Origin of the sequence: Methylobrevis albus, assembly GCF_015904235.1 — a bacterium.
Lineage (GTDB): Bacteria > Pseudomonadota > Alphaproteobacteria > Rhizobiales > Pleomorphomonadaceae > Methylobrevis_A > Methylobrevis_A albus.
In genome coordinates this window covers 228,293-253,543 of sequence record NZ_JADZLT010000056.1, presented here as the reverse complement: position 1 = coordinate 253,543, position 25,251 = coordinate 228,293, and the positions used below count along the sequence as shown (strand labels likewise).

16 protein-coding genes are annotated in these 25,251 nt (G+C 69.4%); 12 read left to right on the top strand and 4 right to left on the bottom strand.

Translation table 11 applies throughout. From position 1 onward, the window contains the following. Positions 1–49 precede the first annotated feature (49 nt). Both glgX and I5731_RS18535 read left to right on the top strand, forming a co-directional pair. Positions 50–2,269: a glycogen debranching protein GlgX gene (gene glgX, locus I5731_RS18540; protein ID WP_197312900.1), complete on the top strand. Its 2,220-nt coding sequence runs from the start codon at positions 50–52 to the stop codon at positions 2,267–2,269. Next, the gene (locus tag I5731_RS18535; protein WP_197312899.1) at positions 2,266–3,897 is read left to right on the top strand and encodes an alpha-D-glucose phosphate-specific phosphoglucomutase; all 1,632 of its coding nucleotides are present in this window, start codon (positions 2,266–2,268) and stop codon (positions 3,895–3,897) included. The genes glgX and I5731_RS18535 overlap by 4 nt, the downstream gene beginning before the upstream one ends. A 209-nt stretch (positions 3,898–4,106) precedes the next feature. Here the strand turns inward: I5731_RS18535 and I5731_RS18530 are convergent, their stop codons facing one another. Continuing rightward, the gene (locus tag I5731_RS18530; protein WP_197312898.1) at positions 4,107–6,011 is read right to left on the bottom strand and encodes an ABCB family ABC transporter ATP-binding protein/permease; all 1,905 of its coding nucleotides are present in this window, start codon (positions 6,009–6,011) and stop codon (positions 4,107–4,109) included. A 298-nt stretch (positions 6,012–6,309) separates the two neighbouring features. On the opposite strand from I5731_RS18530, the gene dusB reads away from it, so the two are divergent. The 3 genes from dusB to ntrC are packed head-to-tail and all read left to right on the top strand — an operon-like array spanning position 6,310 to position 9,959. Continuing rightward, positions 6,310–7,311, top strand: coding sequence for a tRNA dihydrouridine synthase DusB (gene dusB, locus I5731_RS18525; protein WP_197312897.1), 1,002 nt, complete (start codon positions 6,310–6,312; stop codon positions 7,309–7,311). Between the two features lie 59 nt (positions 7,312–7,370). Beyond that, a complete protein-coding gene (locus I5731_RS18520; protein WP_197313116.1) occupies positions 7,371–8,456 on the top strand; it encodes a two-component system sensor histidine kinase NtrB in 1,086 nt (361 codons plus the stop codon). Positions 8,457–8,516: 60 nt separating this feature from the next. Next, the gene (gene ntrC / locus I5731_RS18515) at positions 8,517–9,959 is read left to right on the top strand and encodes a nitrogen regulation protein NR(I) (protein ID WP_197312896.1); all 1,443 of its coding nucleotides are present in this window, start codon (positions 8,517–8,519) and stop codon (positions 9,957–9,959) included. Between the two features lie 457 nt (positions 9,960–10,416). On the opposite strand, the gene gltX is transcribed toward ntrC, so the two are convergent. Further along, complete coding sequence (gltX, locus tag I5731_RS18510; protein WP_197312895.1) at positions 10,417–11,835, bottom strand: glutamate--tRNA ligase; 1,419 nt, start codon at positions 11,833–11,835, stop codon at positions 10,417–10,419. Positions 11,836–11,996: 161 nt separating this feature from the next. Between gltX and I5731_RS18505 the strand changes: the two genes are divergently transcribed. Continuing rightward, entirely contained in the window at positions 11,997–14,363 is a 2,367-nt protein-coding gene (locus tag I5731_RS18505; protein WP_197312894.1) for a ComEC/Rec2 family competence protein, read from the top strand. A 662-nt stretch (positions 14,364–15,025) separates the two neighbouring features. Here the strand turns inward: I5731_RS18505 and lexA are convergent. Continuing rightward, positions 15,026–15,745 (bottom strand): transcriptional repressor LexA, encoded by a 720-nt coding sequence (gene lexA, locus I5731_RS18500; RefSeq protein WP_197312893.1) that lies wholly within the window; start codon positions 15,743–15,745, stop codon positions 15,026–15,028. Between the two features lie 536 nt (positions 15,746–16,281). On the opposite strand from lexA, the gene I5731_RS18495 reads away from it, so the two are divergent. Together I5731_RS18495 and I5731_RS18490 are read left to right on the top strand one after the other, a co-directional pair. Then, a complete protein-coding gene (locus I5731_RS18495; protein WP_197312892.1) occupies positions 16,282–17,346 on the top strand; it encodes a Bug family tripartite tricarboxylate transporter substrate binding protein in 1,065 nt (354 codons plus the stop codon). Between the two features lie 99 nt (positions 17,347–17,445). Beyond that, positions 17,446–18,099, top strand: a complete 654-nt coding sequence (locus I5731_RS18490; RefSeq protein WP_197312891.1) for a tripartite tricarboxylate transporter TctB family protein — start codon at positions 17,446–17,448, stop codon at positions 18,097–18,099. Positions 18,100–19,224: 1,125 nt separating this feature from the next. Here I5731_RS18490 and I5731_RS18485 read toward each other — a convergent pair. Further along, positions 19,225–20,772: a tripartite tricarboxylate transporter permease gene (locus I5731_RS18485; protein WP_197312890.1), complete on the bottom strand. Its 1,548-nt coding sequence runs from the start codon at positions 20,770–20,772 to the stop codon at positions 19,225–19,227. Positions 20,773–21,074: 302 nt separating this feature from the next. On the opposite strand from I5731_RS18485, the gene I5731_RS18480 reads away from it, so the two are divergent. The 4 genes from I5731_RS18480 to I5731_RS18465 all read left to right on the top strand — a co-directional run bounded on the left by I5731_RS18480 (position 21,075) and on the right by I5731_RS18465 (position 25,124). Then, a complete protein-coding gene (locus I5731_RS18480; protein ID WP_197312889.1) occupies positions 21,075–22,199 on the top strand; it encodes a Gfo/Idh/MocA family protein in 1,125 nt (374 codons plus the stop codon). A 63-nt stretch (positions 22,200–22,262) separates the two neighbouring features. Then, positions 22,263–23,255 (top strand): amidohydrolase family protein, encoded by a 993-nt coding sequence (locus tag I5731_RS18475; RefSeq protein ID WP_197312888.1) that lies wholly within the window; start codon positions 22,263–22,265, stop codon positions 23,253–23,255. A 170-nt stretch (positions 23,256–23,425) separates the two neighbouring features. After that, the gene (aroC, locus tag I5731_RS18470) at positions 23,426–24,553 is read left to right on the top strand and encodes a chorismate synthase (protein WP_197312887.1); all 1,128 of its coding nucleotides are present in this window, start codon (positions 23,426–23,428) and stop codon (positions 24,551–24,553) included. Between the two features lie 13 nt (positions 24,554–24,566). After that, positions 24,567–25,124, top strand: a complete 558-nt coding sequence (locus I5731_RS18465; protein WP_197312886.1) for a hypothetical protein — start codon at positions 24,567–24,569, stop codon at positions 25,122–25,124. Positions 25,125–25,251 lie beyond the last annotated feature (127 nt).

Here is a 25,251-nt window from a genome sequence, read left to right as displayed (position 1 = left end):
GCCGCGGCGAGGCGATGGAAGAGGGCGGACGGGGGTGGTGGACACAGGCATGAAGGTCGTCGGCAGGTCCGGGCAGGTCCCGAAGAAGGCGGCGTCCGCCGACGGCTATCCGCGCCTCGGCCCCGTCGAGGCCGGACGGCCCTTTCCGCTCGGCGCGACGCCGGACGCGGACGGCGTCAACTTCGCGATCTTCTCCGCTCACGCCACCGCCGTCGACCTCTGCCTGTTCGCGCCGCTGACGGGGCACGAGGTGGCGCGCATCCGCCTGCCGGAGTTCACCGACGAGGTCTGGCACGGCTACGTGCCCGGCCTCGCCCCCGGCGCGCTCTACGGTTTTCGCGTGCACGGACCGTATGATCCGGGCAACGGCCACCGCTTCAATCCCAACAAGCTGCTGATCGACCCCTACGCCCGCGCGCTGACCCACCGGGTGCGCACTGACGAAATGATGGCGGGCTATGTCGCCCGCACCCTCGACGATCTCACCTTCGATGTCCGCGACAGCGCCCGCGTCGTGCCGAAGGCGGTGGTGCTGCCGCGCGGCGGCGACCTGCCCGGCACCGGCCGGCCGGACACGCCGTGGTCGCGCAGCTTCATCTACGAGGGGCACGTCCGCGGCCTCACCATGCAGCGCCCCGACGTGCCGCCGGAGCTGCGCGGCACCTACGAGGGCCTCGCGACACCGGGCCTGCTCGACCACCTCGTGCGCCTCGGTGTCACCGCGGTGGAGCTGCTGCCGGTGCACGCCTTCATGGACGAGGGGTTCCTGACGCGGCGCGGCCTGACCAACTACTGGGGCTACAGCCCGATCGCCTACTTCGCGCCCGAGCCGCGCTACGACGGCGAGACCGGCGGCCGCGACCGCGCGCTCGGCATCGCTGGCCGCTTCCGCGCCATGGTCGACCGCTTCCATGCCGCCGGCATCGAGGTGATCCTCGACGTCGTCTACAACCACACCGCCGAGGTCGACCAGCTCGGCGCCACCATCGCCTTCCGCGGCATCGACAACGCCTCCTACTACCGGCTGCGCGCCGACAACCGGCGCTACTACGTCAACGACACCGGCACCGGCAACACCTTCAACGTCGGCCATCCCCGCGTGCTGCAGTACGTGCTCGATTCGCTGCGCTACTGGGTCGAGGTGATGGGCGTCGACGGCTTCCGCTTCGACCTTGCCGCCACGCTCGGGCGCGAGCCTCCCGGCTTCGACCCGAACGGCCGCTTCCTCGCCGCGCTGATGCAGGATCCGGTGCTGTCGCGGGTGAAGCTGATCGCCGAGCCGTGGGACATCGGCCCCGGTGGCTACCAGCTGGGCACCTTCCCGCCGGGTGTCGCCGAGTGGAACGACAGTTTCCGCGACACGGTGCGCCGCTTCTGGCGCGGCGACGAGGCGATAACGCCCGACCTCGCCACGCGGCTGCTCGGCTCGGCCGACCGCTTCGACCACCGCGGCCGGCGGCCATGGAGCTCGGTCAACTTCGTCACCGCCCACGACGGCTTCACCCTCGCCGACCTCACCTCCTATGCGTCGAAGCACAACGAGGCGAACCTCGAGGACAACCGCGACGGCCACCACGACAACCTCTCGGACAATCACGGCGTCGAGGGCCCGACCGACGACCCGGTGATCCTCGCCGCCCGCCGCCGCACCCGCCGCAACATGCTGGCGACGTTGCTGCTGTCGCAGGGCACGCCGATGCTCACGGCAGGCGACGAGGTCGGCAACAGCCAGGGCGGCAACAACAACGCCTATTGCCAGGACAACCCGACCGGCTGGATCGACTGGGCGGCCGCGGCGGCCGATCCGGAGCTGCCGGCGCTGGTGGCGGCGCTCGCCGAGTTGCGCGGCCGGCTGTCGCTGCTGCGCCAGCCGCGCTTCATCCACGCCAAGATCCGCTCGGCCGACGGCCAGCTCGAGGTGCAGTGGATCGCGCCGACCGGGCGCTCCATGACCACCGGCGACTGGCGCGACCCGGGCTTCCGCTGCTTCGGCCTGATCCTGCGCAGCGCGGCGCCGCGGACCGCCGCCGAGGATTCGACCAGCGTGCTCATCGTGTTCAACGGCAACACCGACGCCGTGCGCTTCGCGCTGCCGCCGACCCGGCGCAGTCACGCCTGGCACCACGTCTTCTCCACGGCATCTGCCGATGGCAGGGTGGGCGCGCGCGCGAGCCATGCGCGCACCGTGCTCTCCGTCGAGGCGAAGAGCGTGCTCGTCTTCGAAGAACTCCGATCCGGCGCAACCAGAGAACAACGGGGGGAACCATGACGGTCAACACCGTGGCGACACAGCCCATCGACGGCCAGAAGCCGGGCACCTCGGGCCTGCGCAAGAAGACCTCTGTCTTCATGCAGCCCGGCTACCTCGAAAACTACGTCCAGGCGATCTTCGACGGCGTCGGCGGCGTCGCCGGCAAGACGCTGGTCGTCGGCGGCGACGGCCGCTTCTTCAATGACACCGCGATCCAGGCGATCCTCAAGATGGCGGCCGCCGCTGGCGCGGCGCGGCTGATCGTCGGGCAGGGCGGCCTGTTCTCGACGCCGGCCGCCTCCAACGTGATCCGCAAGCGCGGCGCCTTCGGCGGCTTGATCCTGTCGGCGAGCCACAATCCGGGCGGTCCCGAGGGCGATTTCGGCCTGAAGTTCAACATGGCGAACGGCGGCCCGGCCTCCGAGGCGGTCACCGCCGAGATCTTCGCCCGGACCAAGGACATCGCCTCCTACAAGATCCTCGACGTCGCCGACGTCGACCTCGGCACCCTCGGCGAAACGGCGCTGGGCGATGCAGTGGTCGAGATCGTCGATCCGGTCGCCGACTACGCCGTGCTGATGGAAGAGCTGTTCGACTTCGACGCCATCGCCGCGATGTTCGCCGGCGGCTTCACCATGCGCTTCGACGCCATGCACGCCGCGACCGGACCCTACGCCAAGGCGATCCTCGAAGGCCGCCTCGGCGCGCCGGCCGGCACCGTGGTCAACGCCGTGCCGCTGCCCGACTTCGGCGGCGGCCACCCGGACCCGAACCCGATCTACGCCGCCGAGCTCTACGACCTGATGGCGTCACCCGAGGCCCCCGACATGGGCGCCGCCTCCGACGGCGACGGCGACCGCAACGTCGTCATCGGCCGCGGCGCCCCGGTGACGCCCTCCGACAGCCTCGCGATGATCGCGGCGAGCGCCCACCTCGCCAAGGGCTACACCCGCGGCCTTGCCGGCGTCGCCCGCTCGATGCCGACCTCGGGCGCCGTCGACCGCGTCGCCGAAAAGCTCGGCATTCCCTGCTTCGAGACCCCGACCGGCTGGAAGTTCTTCGGCAACCTGCTCGACGCCGGCAAGGTGACGCTGTGCGGCGAGGAGAGCGCCGGCACGGGCTCCGACCACGTCCGCGAGAAGGACGGGCTCTGGGCCGTGCTGATGTGGCTGAACATCCAGGCGGTGCGCCAGCAGACCATCGCCGAGATCCAGGCCGCGCATTGGGCGGAGTTCGGCCGCACCTTCTACACCCGCCACGACTACGAGGCGGTCGACGCCGCCGTCGCCGCCGTGCTGATGAACGACCTGCGCACCCGCTTCGACACGCTGCCCGGCACCGACGTGGCGGGGCTCACCGTCAGCGCCGCGGACGATTTTTCCTACACCGACCCGGTCGACGGCTCGGTGACGACGGGGCAGGGCATCCGCATTTACTTCGAGACCGGCGAACGGGTGGTGTTCCGCCTGTCCGGCACGGGGACGGAGGGCGCGACGGTGCGGGTCTATCTCGAGAAGTTCGAGGAGGACGCGGCGAAGGCCGGCGGGGACGCGCAGGAGGCGCTGGCGGCCGTGATCGCGGCGGCGGAGGAACTGTCGGGGCTGAAGGCCCGGACGGGCAGGGCGGGGCCGGATGTGGTGACGTGAGGGGGGCTTTTTCGAATGTTCTTTACCCGCGGAGAGTCCCCCCCTCCCTGACCCTCCCCCTCGAGGGGGGAGGGGACTGAACCGCCTCAGTATTGGACCGAAGAGCTAGTGGCGACGTAGGTCGGCGGGCACCAACGCCGATTTCCCCTCCCCCCTCGAGGGGGAGGGTCAGGGAGGGGGGGACTATCCGCGAATAAAGGCGTCGCCCCCTACCCAATCTCCTCCGCCCGCTTCCCCCGCACCACCATCCCCGCCGCATCCTCCTCGCGCACCGCGCGCAGCCGCTCCTCGGCTTCCGCCGCTTCGCGCTGGCGATTCCACATGGTGGCGTAGAGGCCGCCCTGCAGGATCAGGTCTCCGTGGGTGCCGCGTTCGCGGATCTCGCCTTTTTCGAGCACGATGATCTCGTCGGCGTTGATTACCGTCGAGAGCCGGTGCGCGATCACCAGCGTGGTGCGGCCGCGCGAGACGCGGTCGAGGGCGGCCTGGATTTCGCGCTCGGTGTTGGTGTCGAGCGCCGAGGTCGCTTCGTCGAGGATCAGGATCGGCGGCGCCTTCAGGATGGTGCGGGCGATCGCCACGCGCTGCTTCTCGCCGCCCGAGAGCTTCAGCCCGCGCTCACCGACCATCGCCTTGAAGCCCATCGGCAACATTTCGACGAAGTGGCCGATCTGCGCCATCTGTGCGGCTTCCCGCACCTCCTCGTCGCTGGCTTCGGGGCGGCCGTAGCGGATGTTGTAGAGGATGGTGTCGTTGAACAGCACGGTGTCCTGCGGCACCATGCCGATCGCCGACCGCAGCGAGGCCTGCGTCACCTTGGAGATGTCCTGCCCGTCGACGGTGATGCGGCCGGACGTCACCTCGTAGAAGCGGAACAGCAGGCGCGACAGCGTCGACTTGCCCGCCCCCGATGGCCCGACGATCGCCACGGTCTTGCCGGCAGGCACCTCGAACGAGATGCCTTTCAGGATCACCCGCTCGGGGTCGTAGGCGAACACGACGTTGTCGAAGGCGACGGTGCCGCCCGAAACGACCAGCGCCCGCGCCCCCGGCGCATCGACGATCTCCGGCTTCTCGCCGAGCAGGGTGAACATCGCCTCGATGTCGGCGATGCCCTGGCGGATTTCGCGGTAGATGAAGCCGATGAAGTTGAGCGGGATCGCCAGCTGCATGAGCAGCGCGTTGATCAGCACGAAGTCGCCGACCGTCTGCGTGCCGGCCACCACGGCCTGCGCCGACAGCACCATGCAGATCGTCATGCCGATCGAGAAGATGATCACCTGGCCGTTGTTGAGCCGGGCGAGCGAGGTGTTGGTCTCGGTGGCGGCCTGCTCGTAGATCGCCATCGAGGCATCGAAGCGCTTTGCCTCCATCGCCTCGTTGCCGAAATACTTCACCGTCTCGAAGTTGAGCAGGCTGTCGATCGCCTTGGTGTTCGCCTCGGTGTCGGAATCGTTCATCCGCCGGCGGATGCCAATGCGCTGGTTGGTAACGCGCACCGAGTACCAGACGTAGAGCCAGACGGTGATGCCGATCACCACGAGGTAGATCCAGTCGAACTGCCACCAGATCACCGCCGCCATCAGCACGAACTCGACCAGCGTCGGCAGCGCGTTGAGGATCGAGAAGCGGCTGATCGTCTCGATGCCCTTCACGCCGCGCTCGATGACGCGGGTGAGGCCGCCGGTGCGGCGGGCGAGGTGGAAGCGCAGCGACAGCTGGTGCAGGTGCACGAAGGTGCGGAAGGCGAGGGTGCGCACCGCGTGCTGGCCGACCTTGGCGAACAGCGCGTCGCGCAGCTGGTTGAAGGCGTTGAGCATGATGCGCCCGACGCCGTAGGAGATGACGAGGAAGATCGGCGTCGAGACGAGGAAGATTGTCCCCTGCGAGATGTCCGCGTCCCCGGGAACCAGCGCGTCGGTCGCCCATTTGTAGGTATAGGGCACCAGCACCGTGATCACCTTGGCGATGATCAGCGCGACGAAGGCCGCCGCGACGCGGAGCTTGAGATCGAGCCGGTCGCTGGGCCAGATGTAGGGCCAGAGATGGCGGATCGTCGAGATCAGCGTGCCTTCGTCGGCACTGACCTTTCCGGCCTCTTTCGGCTCGGCCATCGGGCATGTCCTTGGATTGTTCATTGCAACGGTAACGTCCCGGCCGGAGGTGTCACGCTTCCGGGGCCGCTGCAAGGGTGGGCAGGCGAGACGCCTGATATGGACCGCCGGGCGCGGCGTTCAACGCCCTGATGGCCGGCGATGAGCCCGCCAGCGCCCCTTGGATGAAAACACCTACGAGAAGCCTTGCAACACCGGGCCGGTCGGCGCTATGCATGTCTAAATGTTAAGCAGAAAACACCGTTGCCCATCGGCTGGGCAAGGCGCCGGCACCCAGCAGGAGGCGGACCTGAACCCGATGACGCCGCTCGCGGTCGGACGCGTCACCTTTCCGAATCGCGTGTTCCTCGCGCCGATGTCCGGCGTGAGCGATCTCCCGTTCCGCCGCCTGGCGCAAGCCTTCGGCGCCGGCATGGTCGTGTCCGAGATGGTCGCCTCCGAAACGCTGGCCGGCGGTGACCCCGAAAGCCTGCTGCGCGCCGAAGGCGCCGGCCTTGCGCCACACGTGGTGCAGCTCGCCGGCCGCGAGGCGCACTGGATGGCCGAGGGCGCCCGCCGCGCCGAAGCCGCCGGTGCCGACGTCATCGACATCAACATGGGCTGCCCGGCGAAGCGTGTCACCACGGGCTATTCCGGATCCGCGCTGATGCGCGACCTCGACCACGCCCTCGGCCTGATCGAGGCGGTGGTCGGGGCCGTTTCCGTGCCGGTGACGCTGAAGATGCGGCTCGGCTGGGACGACAGCAACCGCAACGCGCCCGACCTCGCCCGCCGCGCGGAAGCCGCCGGCATCGCCATGGTCACCGTGCACGGCCGCACCCGCTGCCAGTTCTACAAGGGCACCGCCGACTGGGGCGCGGTCCGGCCGGTGGTCGACGCGGTCGGCATCCCGGTCGTCGTCAACGGCGACATCGTCTCGGCCGCCGCGGCGCGCGCCGCGCTCGCCGCGTCGGGGGCCGCCGCCGTCATGGTCGGCCGCGGCGCCTACGGCCGCCCCTGGGCGCCCGGCCGCATTGCCGAGGCGCTCGCCTGCGGCGGCGCCGAGACCGCGCCGGACCCGGCCGAGATCGGCGCGATCGCCGCCGCGCACTACGAAGCACTGCTCGACCATTACGGCGCCGGCACCGGCGTCCGCATCGCCCGCAAGCACCTCGGCTGGTACCTCGACGGCGCGCCGCGCGCCGATCGCGAGGCCGAGCAGCTGAAGCGCAGCATCTTCACCAGCGTCGACCCCGCCGCCGTGCGCCGTGCGCTCGCCGGCTACTTCGATGCCTTCGAAACCAGCAGGAGAGCCGCATGAGCGAAGCCGCGCGGCCCCTGGGCGCCAAGAGCCCGGGCAAGAAGCAGGACGGGAACGGCATGTCCGGCACCGAGACGACGATGCTGAACGCGTTGCCGCACCCGGTCATCATGGTCGATGACCGCGGCACCATCGTCAGCGCCAACGACGCGGCGCAGGCGTTCTTCCAGGCGAGCGCCACCATGCTGGCGCGCTATCCGCTGAAGCACTTCATCCCGTTCGGCAGCCCGCTGCTGCCCCTGATCGAGCAGGTGCTGGAGCGGGGCGCCTCGGTCAACGAGTACCGCGTCGACATCGGCACGCCGCGTAACGGCGGCGAGCGCGTGGTGGACATCTACGCCGCTCCGGTCTCGGACATGCCCGGCGCGGTGGTCCTGATGCTCCAGGAACGCACCATGGCGGACAAGATGGACCGCCAGCTGACCCACCGCGGCGCCGCGCGCTCGGTGACCGGCCTCGCCGCCATGCTGGCGCATGAGATCAAGAACCCGCTGTCGGGCATCCGCGGCGCGGCGCAGCTGCTCGAGCAGTCGGCCGACGACGACGACCGCGCGCTGACCCGCCTGATCACCGAGGAGGCCGACCGCATCGTCAAGCTGGTCGACCGCATGGAGGTGTTCTCCGACGAGCGCCCGATTGAGCGCGACCCGGTCAACATCCACGCCGTGCTGGAGCACGTGAAGCGGCTCGCCCAGTCGGGCTTCGCCCGCCACATCCGCATGGTCGAGGAGTACGACCCCTCGCTGCCGCCGGTCTATGCCAACCGCGACCAGCTGATCCAGGTGTTCCTCAACCTCGTCAAGAACGCCGCCGAGGCGCTCGCCGACACGCCCGACGCCGAGATCGTGCTGACGACCGCGTTCCGCCCCGGCGTCCGCCTGTCGGTGCCGGGCACGCGCGACCGGGTCAGCCTGCCGCTGGAATTCTGCGTCCGCGACAATGGTCCGGGCGTGCCCGAGGACCTCTACCCCTACCTGTTCGATCCCTTCATCACCACGAAGACCAACGGCACCGGTCTCGGCCTGGCCTTGGTCGCCAAGATCATCGGCGACCATGGCGGCGTGATCGAGTGCGATTCCCAGCCGCGCCGCACGATCTTCCGGATCCTGATGCCGGCATTCAACGAAAAGTCCGTCGACGCGTGAGCCGCCGGGTGCCCTCCCACCCTGCCGCCCGGAGCGGTTCGAACCTGAGGACCTAGCAGTATGGCGACCGGCAGTATTCTAGTAGCGGACGACGACTCGGCGATCCGGACGGTGCTCAACCAGGCACTCTCGCGCGCCGGCTACGAGGTGCGCCTGACCTCGAACGCGGCGACGCTCTGGCGCTGGGTGGCGCAGGGCGACGGCGACCTCGTCATCACCGACGTGATCATGCCCGACGAGAACGCCTTCGACCTCCTGCCGCGCATCAAGAAGGTGCGGCCGGAGCTGCCCGTCATCGTGATGAGCGCGCAGAACACCTTCATGACGGCGATCCGCGCCTCCGAGCGCGGCGCCTACGAGTACCTGCCGAAGCCCTTTGATCTGAAGGAGCTGATCTCGATCATCGGCCGGGCGCTGGCCGAGCCGAAGACCCGGGCGCTCGCCGCCTCCGGCGACGACAATGGCGACAACATCCCGCTGGTCGGCCGCTCGCCGGCGATGCAGGAAATCTACCGGGTGCTGGCGCGCCTGATGCAGACCGACCTTACCGTGATGATCGCCGGCGAGAGCGGCACCGGCAAGGAGCTCGTCGCCCGCGCACTGCACGACTACGGCAAGCGCCGCGCCGGCCCGTTCGTCGCCATCAACATGGCGGCGATCCCGCGCGACCTGATCGAATCGGAACTGTTCGGTCACGAGAAGGGCGCCTTCACCGGCGCCGCCTCGCGCTCGGCCGGCCGCTTCGAGCAGGCCGAGGGCGGTACGCTGTTCCTCGACGAGATCGGCGACATGCCGATGGACGCGCAGACGCGCCTCCTGCGCGTGCTGCAGCAGGGCGAATACACCACCGTCGGCGGCCGCACCCCGATCAAGACCGACGTGCGCATCGTCGCGGCGTCCAACAAGGACCTGCGCCAGCTGATCAACCAGGGCCTGTTCCGCGAAGACCTGTTCTTCCGCCTCAACGTGGTGCCGATCCGGCTGCCGCCGCTGCGCGAACGCACCGAGGACGTGCCGGACCTCGTCCGCCACTTCTTCCTGCAGGCCGAAAAGCAGGGGCTGCCCTCGAAGCAGATCGAGCAGGCGGCGGTGGAGCGGCTGAAGCGCTATCGCTGGCCGGGCAACGTGCGCGAACTCGAAAACCTCGTCCGCCGCCTCGCCGCGCTCTATCCGCAGGACGTGATCACGGCGAACCTGATCGACCAGGAACTGTCGACGCCGGCTTCGGCGCCGGCAGAATCCGAGACCTCGGACGAGGACGACCTCTCCGGCTCGGTCGAGCGCTTCCTCAACAAGTATTTCGGCGGCTACGGCGACGCGCTGCCGCCGCCGGGCCTCTATCACCGCATCCTGAAGGAAGTGGAGTATCCGCTGATCGGGGCGGCGCTGGCCGCCACCCGGGGCAACCAGATCAAGGCCGCCGAGCTGCTCGGCGTCAACCGCAACACCCTGCGCAAGAAGATCCGCGACCTCGACATCCAGGTGATCCGCTCGTCGAGGTGAGGAGCAGGTCTGTTCGTCCCTCCCCACGAGGGGGAGGGATGGGTGCCGCTTCGCGCCGGAGTTGGTGCGCCTTCGAGCTGCTCGGTGTCAACCGCAACACCCTGCGCAAGAAGATCCGCGACCTCGACATCCAGGTGATCCGCTCGTCGAGGTGAGGAGCGGATCCTGAACGGCGGTTGCATACATCCCTCCCCCTTGTGGGGAGGGTGGCCCGGCGCAGCCGGGTCGGGAGGGGTGGACCTCTCCACACGCTCAGTCGTGCGATGTTCGGCCGATCCTGGAGGCGACAAACATCGCCGTGCTCGGCGAATCCGCCGCCCCCCTCCCGACCCCGCCTTTGGCGGGGCCACCCTCCCCACGAGGGGGAGGGATGGGTGCCGCTTCGCGCCGGAGTTGGTGCGCCTTTGCCAGGCGATGATGGAGAGATCCGTCATCGGCGACTGAAGCAGCTTTTTCGTCAGGCGGCGTCGCGCAGGCGGGCGACCGTCTCGTCGCGGCCGAGCACGGCGAGCACGTCGAAGATGCCGGGCGACGTCGTGCGCCCGGTGAGGGCGGCGCGCAGCGGCTGCGCCACCTTGCCGAGCTTCAGCCCACCGGTCTCGGCATAGGCCCGCACCACCGCCTCGGTCGACGCGGCGCTCCACTCGGGGATGTTCTCGAGCTGGTCGGCGAGGTCGGTGGCGATCTTCCGGCCGGTCGCGTCGAGCAACGCCTGCGCCTTCTCGTCGATCGCGATCGGCCGGTCGCTGAGCAGGAACTGAGCGCCGTCAAGGAGTTCGAGCAGGGTCTTCGCGCGCTCCTTGAGCCCCGGCATCGCTGCGAGCAACTGCGCCCTCACGGTCTCGTCGATCCGTGCGGCGATCGCCGGGCCGCCCGGCAGATAGGGCAGCAGCGCCTCCAGCGCGGCGAGCAGCTCGGCGTCGCCGGTCGAGCGCATGTAGTGGCCGTTGAGGTTCTCGAGCTTGGCGAAGTCGAAGCGCGACGGCGAGCGGCCGATGCTGGCGAGATCGAACAGCGAGACCATCTCGTCGGTCGACAGGATCTCCGCGTCGCCGTGCGACCAGCCGAGGCGGACGAGATAGTTGCGCAGCGCCGACGGCAGGTAGCCCATCGCCCGGTAGGCGTCGACGCCGAGCGCGCCGTGCCGCTTCGACAGCTTGGCGCCGTCCGAGCCGTGGATCAACGGGATGTGCGCCATCACCGGCAGGCGCCAGCCCATCGCGTCGTAGATGATCTTCTGGCGCGCCGCGTTGGTCAGGTGGTCGTCGCCGCGCACGATGTGGGTGACGCCCATGTCGTGGTCGTCGACGACGACGGCATGCATATAGGTCGGGTTGCCGTCCGAGCGCAGGATGATGAAGTCGTCGAGGTCCTTGTTCGGGAACACGACGCGGCCCTGCACCTGGTCGTCGATCACCGTCTCGCCGTCCTGCGGCGCCTTGATCCGGATCGTCGGCTTGACGCCGGCCGGCGCCTCCGACGGATCGCGGTCACGCCAGGTGCCGTCGTAGCGCGGCGGGCGGCCCGCGGCGCGCGCGGTCTCGCGCATCGTCTCGAGCTCGGCCTGGCTGCAGTAGCAGCGATAGGCCCTGCCGGCGGCGACCAGCTCCTCGGCAACCTCGCGGTGACGCGGCGCGCGCTCGTATTGCGAGATCGCGTCGCCGTCCCACTCGATGCCGAGCCACATCAGCCCGTCGATGATCGCGTCGACCGCCGCCGGCGTCGAGCGCTCGCGGTCGGTGTCCTCGATGCGCAGCAGCATGCGCCCGCCCTTCGCCTTGGCGTAGAGCCAGTTGAACAGCGCGGTGCGCGCGCCGCCGATGTGCAGAAAGCCGGTGGGCGACGGAGCAAAGCGCGTGACGACGGCGTCGGACATGGGCAAACTCTTCATGCGGGTGACGAGCGGAGGCGCGCCAGCGGGGGCTGTCGCGCGGCCGGCTCCATCGAAGTCGCCGGTCATGTAGCACGGGCTGCGGCGCTGTCGCAAAGCGTTGCGACGGCCGGCAGCGATGCAGCCCGGGCGGGGGAGGGCGCAGCATGGCGGATGGCGCCGCCGCCGGCGGCGAACGCGGCGGTGGCCTGCGCCGGGCGCTGCCCGCGCCGACCGTCGCGCGCCTCGATCGCCGCCTGCGCCTGCTGCGCGCCGAGGGCCGCCGTCTCGCCGCCGAGGCCGCCGCCGACCTTGGCAACGGTCGCGATTTCCTTTGGTTTCCCGTCGCCTTTGCTTCCGGAATCTTCCTCTATTTCGCTTGGCCGGGCGAGCCCGGCGCAGCCGCCGGCGCCGTCGCCGCGCTGCTCGCCGCGGCGGCGCTGGTGGTCCGGCACCGGGCGACGACGATCGCGCCGGGCTTCCTCGCCATCTTCGCCCTCCTCGCCGCGCTGGGGTTTCTCCACGCCAAACTCGCCACCGCCTGGCACCACGCGCCGCGGGTGGAGGCGCCGCGCACCGCGGCGGTACTCGGCCATGTGGAAAGCTACGAGACGCGCGACAACGGCGGCCGAATCACACTGCGGACGGTGGCGGTGTCCGGCTACGCCGCCGCCGATCGGCCGCAGCGCCTGCAGATCGCGGTGCGTGGCGGCAGCGCGCCGCTGCCCGGCAGCGCGGTGTCGCTGCGCGCCCGGCTGCAGCCGCCGTCCGGCCCGCTGGTGCCCGGCGGCTACGACTTCGCCCGCCGCGCCTACTTTCTCGACATCGCCGGCAACGGCTTCGCGATCGGCGACGTCGCGGCGTGGACGCCGGCGCCGCCCGCACCGTGGGACGTGCGCGCCGTCGCCGCGCTGGAGCGCTTCCGCTTCCGTGTCGCGGCGCACATCCGCAGCGTGCTGCCCGGCGATCCCGGCGCCATCGCCGCGGCGCTGATGGTCGGCGACCGCGGCGCCATCACGCCCGAGGCCGACGAGGCGATGCGCATCTCCGGCCTCTCGCACATCCTGTCGATCTCGGGCCTGCACATGACGCTGGTGACGGCGGCGATCTACGGCACTGTGCGAGCGCTGCTCGCGGCCATCCCCGCAATCGCGCTCGCCTGGCCGGTGAAACAGATCGCCGCCGGCGTCGGCCTCGTCGGCGCGCTCGCCTATCTCGCGGTGTCCGGCCTCAGCATCCCCACCCAGCGCTCCGCGGTGACGACGTCGCTGGTTCTCCTCGCCGTCATCCTCGGCCGGCCGGCGATCAGCCTCCGGCTCGTCGCCGTCGCCGCGCTCGTGGTGATGCTGCTGCGGCCCGAGGCGGTGCTCGATCCCGGCGCGCAGATGTCGTTCGCCGCAGTCGCCGCGCTGGTCGCCGGCTTCGAATGGTGGACCGCCCGCCGCGCCCGCCAGCCCGCCGAGCCGGACGCCTCGCCCCTCGTGCGCGGCCTCGGCACGGCGGCGCGCTGGGTCGGCGGGCTGGCGGCGACCTCGCTGATCGCCGGGCTCGCGACGACCCCGATCGCGCTGCATCACTTCGACCGACTGGCGCCGCTCAGCCTCGTCGCCAACCTCGTCGCCGCGCCGATCGTCAGCTTCGTCGTCATGCCGGCCGGCCTCGTCGCCGCCCTGGCGATGCCGCTCGGCCTCGACGGCTGGCCGCTGATCCTGATGGGGCAGGGCGTCGAGGCGATGCTGTGGACGGCGGAGGAGGTCGCGGCCGTGACGCCGGCGGGGGGCGTGCTCAGGGGCCCGCCGCTCGCCGCAACGGTCGCCTTCGTGATGGCCGGCCTCTGGTGCGTGCTGTGGTCGGGCCGGCTGAGGCTGTTCTGCCTCGCGCCGCTCGCGGCCGGGGTGCTGATCCTGCTCGTTGCCGGCGAGCGCGAACCGGACGTCCTCGTCAGCGGGGCCGGAACCCGCGTCATGCTGCGCGGCGCCGACGGCGACCTCGTGCTCGTCGGCCGCGCCGGCGGCCTCGAGACCGAACTGATGCTGCGCGCCTTTGGTGACCCGCGCGCGCCGGGCGACCGCGCCCTGACGCGCCGCACCGGCTGCGACCCCTCCGCCTGCATCATGCGGGAAGAGCGGGACGAGGCTCACGCAACGGCGCGGGGCCGGGCACGATCCGGCGCCGGCCGACTCCCGGCCGATCACGCGGTCGTGGCGCCCGGCGCTCGGTCCGGAGAATGGGAAGGGGAAGGCCAAGACGACGGCGGAGCCACGGAGACCGGACCTGCCGAGTTCACCATGGCCGTGGTGCGCAGGCCCGATGCCTTCGCGGAGGAATGCCGCCGCAACGCCGTCGTGGTGACGCCGCTCGACGCCCCGCGCTGGTGCGCCGACACGGCGGCGGTCATCGACCGCACGATCCTCGCCGAGCACGGCGCCGTGGCCCTGCGCGCCTTGCCGGGGGCGATGCCGAGGTTCGAGATCATCGACCGGTCCCGCCCGGCCGAACCGCGGCCCTGGACCCCAGCGTCCGGCCTGCCGTAAGCCGGGTGCAGCCGCCGTGATCGCCGGCACGCCGTGCCGCCCGGCGGCCTAATCCGAAATTCCGCCGACGAGAACAGGGCACGATGCGCGGGCAAACCCGCGTCTCACGCGCCCTTCCAGCTGCTTCGCGGCTTCCTCAGGACGAAGGACAAGGACACGCCTCCGAAAACCAGAGGGCTGGTATCGCGAAAACGCCCCGGCTTTTCCCTCGCCCTTCGAGACAGCCGCTGCGCGGCTTCCTCAGGATGAGGGAAAAGGACACGCGTTCGAAAATCAGAGGGCTGGAGGATGAGGGAAAAGGCTAAGCTCCTGCAGATAAACCAAAAAACCTCTCGGAGGCCTCATCCTGAGGAGGCCCGGAACGAGCCGTCTCGAAGGGCGAGGCCGGGCGCTCTGACCCCGCCGCTCGGCTGAGCACCAACTGAGGCCGCACGCCTCAATGCCAGCCCCGACCGGTCGGCTGAGCACCGGCCCCGACCGCACGCCTCAGCGCCAGCCCGGCCCTTCGCCAAAGCGCATCTCCGCCCCGTCCACCGAAGAGCTCTGGCCCCACGACGCGCCGCGCATGGCAAAGACAAACGTCCCGACCAAGCGGCAGACCCGCCCAGCGAACCTGCCATCCAATCCGACAAGCCACCGCCGTCGACCCCGGCCGCGTCCGCTCAGTAGCGGCGCAGCAGCGCGACCAGTTTGCCCTGCACCCGCACCCGGTCGGGTCCGAAGATCCGGGTCTCGTAGGCCGGGTTGGCCGCTTCCAGCGCGATCGAGGCGCCGCGCCGGCGCAGCCGCTTCAGGGTCGCTTCCTCGTCGTCGACGAGGGCGACGACGATCTCGCCGGATTCTGCCGACTCGCCCTTGCGGATCACCACCGTGTCGCCGTCGAGGATGCCGGCCTCGATCATCGAGTCGCCGCGCACCTCGAGGGCGAAGTGCTCGCCGTGCGACAGCAGGTCGAGCGGGATCTGGATCGTGTGCGAGTGGTTCTGGATCGCGGAGATCGGCACGCCGGCGGCGATCCGGCCCATGACGGGCACGGCGAGGCTGTCGCTGCTCTCGGCAGGGGCCGCCGCGCGTGGCCGAGGTGCTTCGGCCGGTGTGCGACCGAGGTCGCCCTGAATGACGTTCGGCGAGAAGCCGCGCCGGCTGGACGCGAGGCCCGGGCCGACCGAATCCGGCAGCTTGATCACCTCCAGCGCCCGGGCGCGGTTCGGCAGTCGCCGGATGAAGCCGCGCTCCTCGAGCGCCGTGATCAGGCGGTGGATGCCCGACTTCGAGCGCAGGTCGAGCGCGTCCTTCATCTCGTCGAACGACGGCGGCACCCCCGTCTCCTTGAGCCGTTCGTGGATGAACATCAGCAGATCGTGCTGTTTGCGGGTCAACATCGTTCCGGGTTCCATCGCGCCGTCTGCCGGGACCAGCCGTCGCCAGGGAAGCCGGCGTCGGCTCGTCCGCGAGGGGACTTGGTTGATTCGGTACAAAACACGAACAATGTTTACTCGTTCCCAGTGTGTTCTGCAACAGCCACCGCGGGAGATTGATCGGATCCCCCGAGAAAGCCTGCCAGCCCGGCCGCGAGCGGCGTGCCGAATACGGCGGTGGATGTCGGTTTTTCTCGGCGGCCGGCGCACATGGGCAATCGTCGGCGCTGATGAGGCATAGCAGAAACTCTGATTTCTGGCTGATGGCTCAGTCGGCCTATCATCATCTCGCACGATCGACCGTCATCATCGCCGTCGCCCGCCCGGGACCAGGGACAAGGGGGCCGCAACCGGATCCGGCCGCATGTCGGAAGACGCCCGCGCAGGAGGAGATGCGCGGGTGAACGGACGAGGTTTGCCCGGCGCGCGCCAGCACGCGGGTGGCGGCCAGGAGGTGACTTGCGAACGGCTCTTCAAGAACCATAAATGGGAGGAACCTGATGAAAACCAATTCACGGCAAGGCCTTGCGGCCTGGCTCGGCGCCGGCGCGATCGCCCTCGCCCTCTCCGGCGCGGCCTTCGCCGAGCCCGAGTTCAAGGACGGCAAGCTGCAGCCGCTCGCGGACGGCTTCCCGAACCGCGCGATCACGCTGATCAACGTCGACGATCCGGGCACCCGCGACGGCATCTACGCCCGCTCGCTGCAGGAAGCGCTGCGTTCGATCTCGCCGGTCGACGTCCTCGTTTCCGACGAACCGTCGCCGGCCTACGGCACCTTCTTCACCGTACAGGACGTCGGGGGCCGCGAGGGCGGCAACGAGGGCTACTACCCGATCATCATGACGATCCCCGGCGGCAGCGCCGACATCCTCGTCGAGCCGATCACCGCCGACACCGGCCTCACCCTCGACGACCTCAACCTCGTCATCGGCACCGAGCGCATTCCTTACGTGCTGATCCAGAAGAAGGACGCGCCCTGGGGCAAGACCTTCGCCTCGCTCGTCGAGCACATCAAGGCGAACCCCGGCAAGGTGAAGTACATCTCGCACCAGGTCGGCACCGGCAACGACCTCGCCATGTCGTGGATCATCCAGCAGCTCGGCCTCGAGGTGAACAAGGTGCCGGCGCCCACCGATCCGCAGGTCGGTGCCATCGTCGGCGCAGGCGAGGGCGACTTCTCGCTGGCGCAGGCGGACATCGCGCTCAACGCCTGGCAGTCGGGCCGCGTCGACGTGGTGATGGTGACGGGCGACACCGTGCCCGCCCCGTGGGCGGATGACGAGAACGTCGTCTCCGCGACCGAGGCCGGCCTGCCGCCGGCGCCGTTCGGCCTCTACCTCGGCTTCGTCGTGCCGAAGGCCGTGCCCGCCGCCCACGTCGAATGGCTGCATGCGCTGCTGAAGGCCGCCGCCGAGAGCGAAGTGCACCAGAAGCGAAAAGACGTCATCCCCGGGCTCACCTTCGCGATCATCGGTCCGGAAGAGGCGAACAAGGTGAAGACCGATATCGTCGCCTTCCTCGACCCGGTGGTGCGCGCCCTCGGCATGCACATCGACGACCGCTGACGCCGCCGCCCCAAGGGGCTCGCCTCCCGGCACCGCGCCTGCCGTCTTGCGCGGTGCCGGTCCGTTCCAGCTGCCGCTTCGGCGAGGAAAAGGACCTTCATGACGACGCATCCAACCCCGCGGGCGCCGGTCGCGCCCGCACAGTCGCCGGCCGTGACGGCGATCCACCCCGATCCCCTCCACGGGTTGCCCGATCCCGACGCGGTGTATGATCAGGCCGACGAACTCACCATCCTGATGGACAAGCGGATCGACACCGCGCTGGCCGCCGCCATCGCCGTGGTCGGCGCCGTGGCGGTCTGGATCGCCACCGGCTTCCGCATCGGCAACTTCCCCGATCCGCTCACCTCGCGCGGACTGCCCTACATCCTCGGCGGCTGCATGATCGTCGGCGGGCTCGTCCTGGCGCTGCGCCGAGTGCGCACATGGAACGACCTGCCCGGCAACTTCGTCGTGTCGGAAGGCATGGAGGACGAACCGGGCCATCCCGCCTCGGCCCGCACGGCGTTCGTGAACGTCGCCATCGCCTTCGGCTGGGCCCTGCTGCTGCGCCCGGTCGGCTTCCTCATCGTGACGCCGCTCGCCTGCGCCGCCATGATCGCGATGCTCGGTGAGCGCGGCGTCGTCAAGCTGGTGATCTTTCCGCTCGGCTTCACCCTGCTGCTCTGGATCACCTTCTCCCAGATCCTCAGCCTCAACCTGCCGCTCGGCCCGCTCAACCCGCTGGCGCGCTCGCTCGGGCTGATGCTCTGACCCGGCCCGGGCCGACGCCCTGACCTCGACACCCTTCGTGGCTGCCTGCAGGCGATCCGGACCCCCGTCCGGATCGCCTCGGCATGTCGGGAGGGCTGTGCGCCGGCCGCGTCCGGGCGGTGGTCCGAGAGCTTCCGTTCCGAGCGCGCCCTCGACAGCTGCCAGCCGGTCAATATGTTGATTGGCCGGGATGTTTCGCAGCGTTGCCCTGCGCGGACACGGTGTGGACACGCGGCTCGCCGGACTTCGCCTCCGATGACCCCCCTCTCGATCGTCATCGCCGGGCTTGACCCGGCGACCCAATGGCCGTGCGGCGATCGTTTGATCGAAGAGATTGATGTCTCGCAGTAATTCCACTGCGAACGCCATCCCGTTCCGGACGGCGAGTGGGTCACCGGCTCAAGGCCGGTGATGACGGTCGCGAGGCAGAGAAAGCCGACGTCCGCCGGAACTCGCCCACGAACGCCAGTGGGCTTGACCCGGCGACCCAATGGCCGTGCGGCGATCCTTTGATCGAAGGGATTGGTTTCTCGCAATAATTGCACCGCGAACGCCATCCCGTTCCGGACGGCGAGTGGGTCACCGGCTCAAGGCCGGTGATGACGGTCGCGAGGCTGAGAAACCCGACGTCCGCCGAAATTCGCCAGAACGAACGGCAGTGAGCTCTACCCGACGACCCAATGGCCGTGCGGGATCGTTTAATCCAAGAGATTGATAGGTCGAAAAAATTCCACCGCGAACGCCATCCCGTTCGGGACGGCGAGTGGGTCACCGGCTCAAGGCCGGTGATGACGGTCGCGAGGGAGAGAAAGCCGACGTCCGCCTGAACTCGCCGAACCGGACAGCCGTAGGTCAAACCCGGCAAAGACGACCGAGAGGTTCTCCTGCTTCATGCGGTCTCGCCCCCGGCATTGATGTGCCGACCGCGCCGTCCCCACTGGATTTCCACCGCCGACCCGGCGCGCCACGGTCTGCCCGGGTGGCCCGTTCACGTAAGGACAGGCAACCCCGCCCATCGTCTGCGCCAGGGTCGCTATCCTTCCCGACGCAAAAAAACGCCCCGCGGTGTCCCGCGGGGCGTTTCGTCGTGGAGCGGCGGCAAGTGCCGCCGTCAGCTCTGGTCCCTCAGCCCGGCCGGGCGAGGCCCGCCTTGTGGGCGTCGAGGGCGGCGCGCTTGGCGCGGCCGGAGGCGCGGGCGAGCTTGATGGTGCCGTAGGTGCCGTAGGCGAGCAGGGCGAACGACAGGAGCAGGATGCCCGCCGTCCACGGCCGCGACACGAAGGCGACGATGTCCTTGTCCATCAGCAGGAGGCCGGAGCGGAGGTTGTTCTCGAGCCCCGGTCCGAGCACCGCGGCGAGCGACGCCCCGGCGACCGAATAGCCGTAGCGCAGCATGAAGTAGCCGACGACGCCGAAGATCAGCAGCAGCACCACGTCGAAGGTCGAGCGGTCGAGCGTGTAGGTGCCGATCATGGTGAGGAGCAGCGCCCCCACCAGCACCAGCCGCCGGTCGACCTGCACCAGCTTGGTGAGGCCGAGCGCGATCGGCCAGCCGATGAAGGCGAGCACGACGGTGGCGAGCAGCAGGCCGGCGACCGCGGCGTGCAGCAGTTGCGGCGATTCGCGGATCATCAGCGGTCCCGGCACGAAGCCGTGGATCAGCAGCGCGCCGAGCAGGATCACCATGGCGCCGCCGGCCGGGATGCCGAGGCCGAGTGTCGGCACCATTTCGCCGGCCTGCGCCGCATTCTGCGCCGCCTCGTTGGAGGCGATGCCTTCGATCGAGCCCTTGCCGTATTCCTCCGGGTGCTTCGACCAGAGCTTCGACTGCTGGTACGAGATCACCGCCGCCGGCGAGCCGCTCACCCCCGGCACGGCGCCGATCACGCCGCCGATCAGCGTGCCGACGCCGACGGCGGGCGTCACGCTCCACAGCGTCTTCAGCGACGGGAATTTCGCCTCGAACTTCGTCGACAGCGCGCTCCAGTTGTAGTTCTGGCGCATGGAGCGGAAGAGCTCGCTGACCGCGAGCAGGCCGACCACCACCGGCACCGTCGCGACGCCGGATCGAAGCTCGGCATAGCCGAAGTCGAAGCGCGAGACCGCGGTGGTGGGATCGCGGCCGACGGTGGCGATGAGCAGGCCGAACGCCGCGGCGACGAGGCCCTTCAGGATGTTCTCGCTGGTGATCGAGATGATCGCGGTGACGCCGAGGAAGTAGAGCGCGAACATCTCCGGCGACAAGAACACGTAGGTGAGCCCCGACAGCGGCACCACCATCAGCAGGAACAGGAACACCGACAGCAGCTGCCCCATCACCGACGAATAGAACGTCACGCCGAGGGCGAGGCCGGTCTTGCCCTGCCGGTGCAGGGCGTAGCCGTCGAGCGCCGTCAGCACCGCCGAGGGCGTGCCGGGCAGGCCGACGAGAATGGCGGGAATCGAGTTGCCGAAGCTCGCGCCGACATTGATGGCGACGAGAAAGGCCACGGCATAGATCGGCGCGAGACCGAAGGTGAACGGCACCATCACGCCGATGGCGATGACGGACGTGACCCCGGGGAGGGCGCCGGCCGCCGAGCCCCAGATCACCCCCGCCGCGATGATCAGCAGCATGAAGGGATCGAGCCCGTAACGGAGCGCCTCCGTCAGGGATGTCAGCATCAGATCCATGTCCGGCAATCCTCCCAGTTCGCCGGGAATGGCCGCCGCGCCCTCGTCTGACGTCGGGCTTCGGGGCCCCCGGGCGGGATCGTTGGCCCGCGCTCCGATTAGGGGCGCCAAATACCCGCGGGTCAACTCGAAAGCCGAAAAATCTAGGTATTATAATATCTTATAGGCGCCAACACGAAAGCTGATTTCCGCCGCCGCTGGGCCGCGGACTATAACCCATCCGTCGGCTCCGCCCGGGGCCGGTCAAGAAAACGACGTGCGCGCCAGGATGCCCGCACCACCGAAACAGGAAGGGGAGGAGCATGGCGAAGGGCAAGCAGATCGGGTTGGCCGTCATCGGCTGCGGCACGATCGGACGCATCAGGGCGATCATCGCCCGCGATTACCCGGGCATCGCCTGGCTCGGGCTCTGCGACGTCAACCGCGACCTCGGCGAACGCCTGAAGACCGACTGCGAGGCGGACTTCTTCACCACCGACTTCGAGGAACTGCTCAACCGTCCCGAAGTCGACGCCGTCATCATCGCGACCGACGAGAACAACCACGCCGCCCCGACGCTGGCGGCCGCCGAGCGCGGCAAGGCGCTGTTCATCGAGAAGCCGCTGGCGACCGACGCGTTCGAATCCCTCAAGATCCTGCAAGGCATCGAGGCGGCCGGCGTCGACGCCGTGCTCGGCTACACCCAGCGCTTCCGCCGCCGCTTCCTCGCCGTCAAGGAGCGGCTGATCACCGGCCAGATCGGCGACGTCCACTCCGTCGTCACCCGCGCCTTCATGAACCGCATGGTGCCGATCGCCACCGTGTCCCGCACCCAGAACCGCCGCCACCTGACGCCGATGGTCGTCTCCGGCACGCACAGCCTCGACATGTGCATGTGGCTGATGGAGGGCAAGGAGCCGGTCTCGATCTACGCCAAGTCGACCGACAAGGTGCTGTCGCGCTGGGGCACCAAGGATTCGACGTTCGGCCTGTTCGAAATGAACGACGGCACGATCTTCAGCATGAACATCTGCTGGGGCCTGCCGGAAATCTGGCCGGGCTCGGTCTACGGCCTCGAGATCGGCATCGTCGGCACCAAGGGCGTCATCGACATCGAGGACACCCACCGCGACCTGGTGCTCGCCTCGGAGATCGCCCAGGGCGCCGGCTACAGCCCGGACGGCTATTCGCCCGGCGCGCCGCGCCATGTCGACTTCCTGACGAGCTACCCGCCGGGCGACCTGCACATGGGCCAGCTCTGGGGGCCGATGCGCGAGGAGACCGTGTCCTGGTACCAGCGGCTCTGTGTCGGCCTGCCGACGCCGCACGCCACCGCCCAGGACGGCCACCGCAATCTGGTGCTGACCATGGCGATGGACCTTTCCGCCCGCCGCGGCACCGAGATCTCGCTGCCCGCAGCCCTCGACGAGCTGATGTCGGAGACCTGAGCCCGGCGCTCGAGGCCCGACCCCCGATAGCGCTGCGGCGCGCCCCGAACGGACAGGTTCCGCATGACCCATGACTCTCTCGACATCCACGCCCACATCCTCGAGCCCGAGACGCTCGAGGCGATCCAGAAGGCGGTCCCGTCCTGCGGGCTCGAACTGCACCGGCCCGGCGGCGACTTTGGCGAGCTGGTGATCCACGGCTCGCCCTATCGCAACTTCCCGCGCGGCGGCTGGGACGTGGGCGTCCGCCTCGCCGACATGGACCGCTACGGCATCGCCCGGCAGCTGCTCGCCGTGGTGCCGCAGACGGTGATGTACGACGCGTCGCCCGACGACGGCCTCACTGCCTCGCGCATCCAGAACGAGGCGATCGCCGCCCGGGTGCGGGCGATGCCCGACCGCTTCCTCGGCATCGCCACGGTACCGATGCAGGCGCCCGAACTCGCCGCCGCGGAACTCGCCCGCGCCATGACCGAGGACGGACTGAAGGGCGCGATGATCGGCTCCAACGTCGAGGGCAAGAACCTCGACGATCCGGCGCTCGACCCGTTCTGGGCCGAGGCGGAGCGGCTGAAGGCGTTCATCCTGCTGCACCCGGTGAAGGTCGCCGGTCTCGACCGGCAGCGCTCCTACTATCTCAACAACTTCATCGGCAATCCGCTCGACACCACCATCGCCGCCGCCTGCCTCGTCTTCGGCGGCGTGCTGGAGCGCTTCCCCGGCCTCAAGATCGTGCTCAGCCACGGCGGCGGCTTCACGCCCTATCAGGCGGCGCGCTGGGTGCACGGCTGGGCCGAGCGGACGGAATCGAAGGTGAAGCTGCAGGGCTCGCCGGCGGCGTCGATCGACCGGCTGCTGTTCGACACCATCCTGCACGGGCCGGAACAGCTGCAGTTCCTCGTCGACTGGGCCGGGCCGGAGCGCGTGCTGTACGGGACCGACTATCCCTTCGACATGGGCCAGTACGACGGGCTCGAGGTGATCGACCAGCTCCGCCTCAGCGCCGCCGCCCGCGACGGCCTGCGCGCGACCAGCGCGCTGGCGCTGCTGCCCTGATGATCGGGCTTCGCCCGATCCCCTGACGTCCCGCCGGGCGCGCACCCTCATCCGGTGCGCGCCCGGCGCCGTTCTGAGCCCCCGCCGATGCCGTCCGGTTTGACGCGGCGGCACGCAGTCCATAGAACGCTCGCAACCCGAATTCCGGGCGGCTTTCCGCGAGTGCCCCCATGTCGCACAACAGCTTCGGTCATCTGTTCCGGGTCACGACCTGGGGCGAAAGCCACGGTCCGGCGCTCGGCTGCGTCGTCGACGGCTGCCCGCCGGGCATCCCGCTCGAGGCCGCCGAGATCCAGCAGTGGCTCGACCGCCGCAAGCCCGGCCAGTCGCGCTTCGTCACCCAGCGCCAGGAGCCCGACACCGTCGAGATCCTCTCGGGCGTCTTTTCCGACGACCGCACCGGCGGCCAGGTCACCACCGGCACGCCGATCTCGCTGATGATCCGCAACGTCGACCAGCGCTCGAAGGACTACGGCGACATCCGCGACCAGTACCGGCCCGGCCATGCCGACTATGCCTACGACATGAAATACGGCGTGCGCGACTACCGCGGCGGTGGCCGTTCGTCCGCGCGCGAAACCGCCGCCCGCGTCGCGGCGGGCGCCGTCGCGCGCAAGATCCTGCCCGGCGTCACCATCCGCGGCGCGCTGGTTCAGATCGGTCCGCACAAGGTCGACCGGTCGCGCTGGGACTGGACCACCGTCGACGACAACCCGTTCTTCTGCCCCGACCCGGTGACGGCGGCGCTGTGGGAAGACTATCTCGACGGCGTGCGCAAGGCGGGCTCCTCCGTCGGCGCGGTGATCGAGGTGGTGGCGGAGGGCGTGCCGGCCGGCCTCGGCGCGCCGGTCTACGCCAAGCTCGACCAGGATCTCGCCTCGGCGCTGATGTCGATCAACGCCGTCAAGGGCGTCGAGATCGGCGACGGCTTTGCCGCCGCCACCCTCACCGGCGAGGAAAACGCCGACGAGATGCGGCTCGGGCCGAACGGCGAGCCGGTGTTTCTCTCCAACAAGGCCGGCGGCATTCTCGGCGGCATCTCGACCGGCGAGCCGGTCGTCGCCCGCTTCGCCGTCAAGCCGACCTCGTCGATCCTCACCCACCGCCGCTCGATCTCCGCGACGGGCACCGAGGTCGACCTGCGCACCAAGGGCCGCCACGACCCCTGCGTCGGCATCCGCGCCGTCCCCGTCGGCGAAGCCATGCTCGCCATCGTCCTCGCCGACCACCTCCTCCGCCACCGCGGCCAGACCGGCCGCGGCGGACCTGCGGAGTATCCGCTGCATCGGCAGGGGTGAGGGGAGGGGCGTCATGCACGCCGACAGCGCCGACAAACAAAGGCCGCTCGTCTGGCGCCTCCCATCCTCCGGCAGCGGCAGGGCAGTGCTCTGCTGGTGGAGTGGGTACGATCAAGATGGAATGGAGGTCTTCGACCTCGAGATCCACGGGGGGAACGTTTTTCTCGGGACGAGCGAGCAGGCAAAGAGCACCGACAGCATCGTCAAGATCTATTCTTTCGTGATGCCGCCGGGATCAATGGCTCTGTTTCTGGAGAGCATCAGAGATTTTTACAATTCACTGGACGAGTTTGGAGACTTGAGTCGACGAGAGTTCAGCGAAAAAATCGAATCGGTGCTGGACTATCGACGCATCACATTTTGTATTGCTCGGTTGAGCCACGCAGTCTATGCGGCCGGATCGACCCATCTGGACGTATCTTATCAGTCAGATCCATCTCTATATTTTAAGATCGGAATGACGATCGACCAGACATGCGTTCTCGCTATGATCGAGTCGTATGAAGACTTTGGAGCAATCGGAAGTCCACGCTCCCCGGCTGGCACGAGGGCTGACTTGCAAAGCAAGTGAAAATCAATCCCGGCCGGGGTTCGTATATCCGACGCAAGCAGTGTGAGACATTCTGATGCTGGAAAAGCAGAGTTCAACGCGGTTGCCCGCGATGACGATGCGGACGACGGCTTTCCCGGTCCCCTTG

Coding starts and splice junctions, on each gene's coding strand:
- ntrC (WP_197312896.1), top strand. CDS start 8,517: ATGGCGACCGGCAGTATTCTAGTAGCGGACGACGACTCGGCGATCCGG.
- I5731_RS18505 (WP_197312894.1), top strand. CDS start 11,997: ATGGCGGATGGCGCCGCCGCCGGCGGCGAACGCGGCGGTGGCCTGCGC.
- dusB (WP_197312897.1), top strand. CDS start 6,310: ATGACGCCGCTCGCGGTCGGACGCGTCACCTTTCCGAATCGCGTGTTC.
- I5731_RS18535 (WP_197312899.1), top strand. CDS start 2,266: ATGACGGTCAACACCGTGGCGACACAGCCCATCGACGGCCAGAAGCCG.
- I5731_RS18530 (WP_197312898.1), bottom strand. CDS start 6,011: ATGGCCGAGCCGAAAGAGGCCGGAAAGGTCAGTGCCGACGAAGGCACG.
- I5731_RS18480 (WP_197312889.1), top strand. CDS start 21,075: ATGGCGAAGGGCAAGCAGATCGGGTTGGCCGTCATCGGCTGCGGCACG.
- lexA (WP_197312893.1), bottom strand. CDS start 15,745: ATGTTGACCCGCAAACAGCACGATCTGCTGATGTTCATCCACGAACGG.
- I5731_RS18465 (WP_197312886.1), top strand. CDS start 24,567: ATGCACGCCGACAGCGCCGACAAACAAAGGCCGCTCGTCTGGCGCCTC.
- I5731_RS18520 (WP_197313116.1), top strand. CDS start 7,371: ATGTCCGGCACCGAGACGACGATGCTGAACGCGTTGCCGCACCCGGTC.
- I5731_RS18490 (WP_197312891.1), top strand. CDS start 17,446: ATGACGACGCATCCAACCCCGCGGGCGCCGGTCGCGCCCGCACAGTCG.
- I5731_RS18475 (WP_197312888.1), top strand. CDS start 22,263: ATGACCCATGACTCTCTCGACATCCACGCCCACATCCTCGAGCCCGAG.
- I5731_RS18485 (WP_197312890.1), bottom strand. CDS start 20,772: ATGGATCTGATGCTGACATCCCTGACGGAGGCGCTCCGTTACGGGCTC.
- aroC (WP_197312887.1), top strand. CDS start 23,426: ATGTCGCACAACAGCTTCGGTCATCTGTTCCGGGTCACGACCTGGGGC.
- I5731_RS18495 (WP_197312892.1), top strand. CDS start 16,282: ATGAAAACCAATTCACGGCAAGGCCTTGCGGCCTGGCTCGGCGCCGGC.
- gltX (WP_197312895.1), bottom strand. CDS start 11,835: ATGTCCGACGCCGTCGTCACGCGCTTTGCTCCGTCGCCCACCGGCTTT.
- glgX (WP_197312900.1), top strand. CDS start 50: ATGAAGGTCGTCGGCAGGTCCGGGCAGGTCCCGAAGAAGGCGGCGTCC.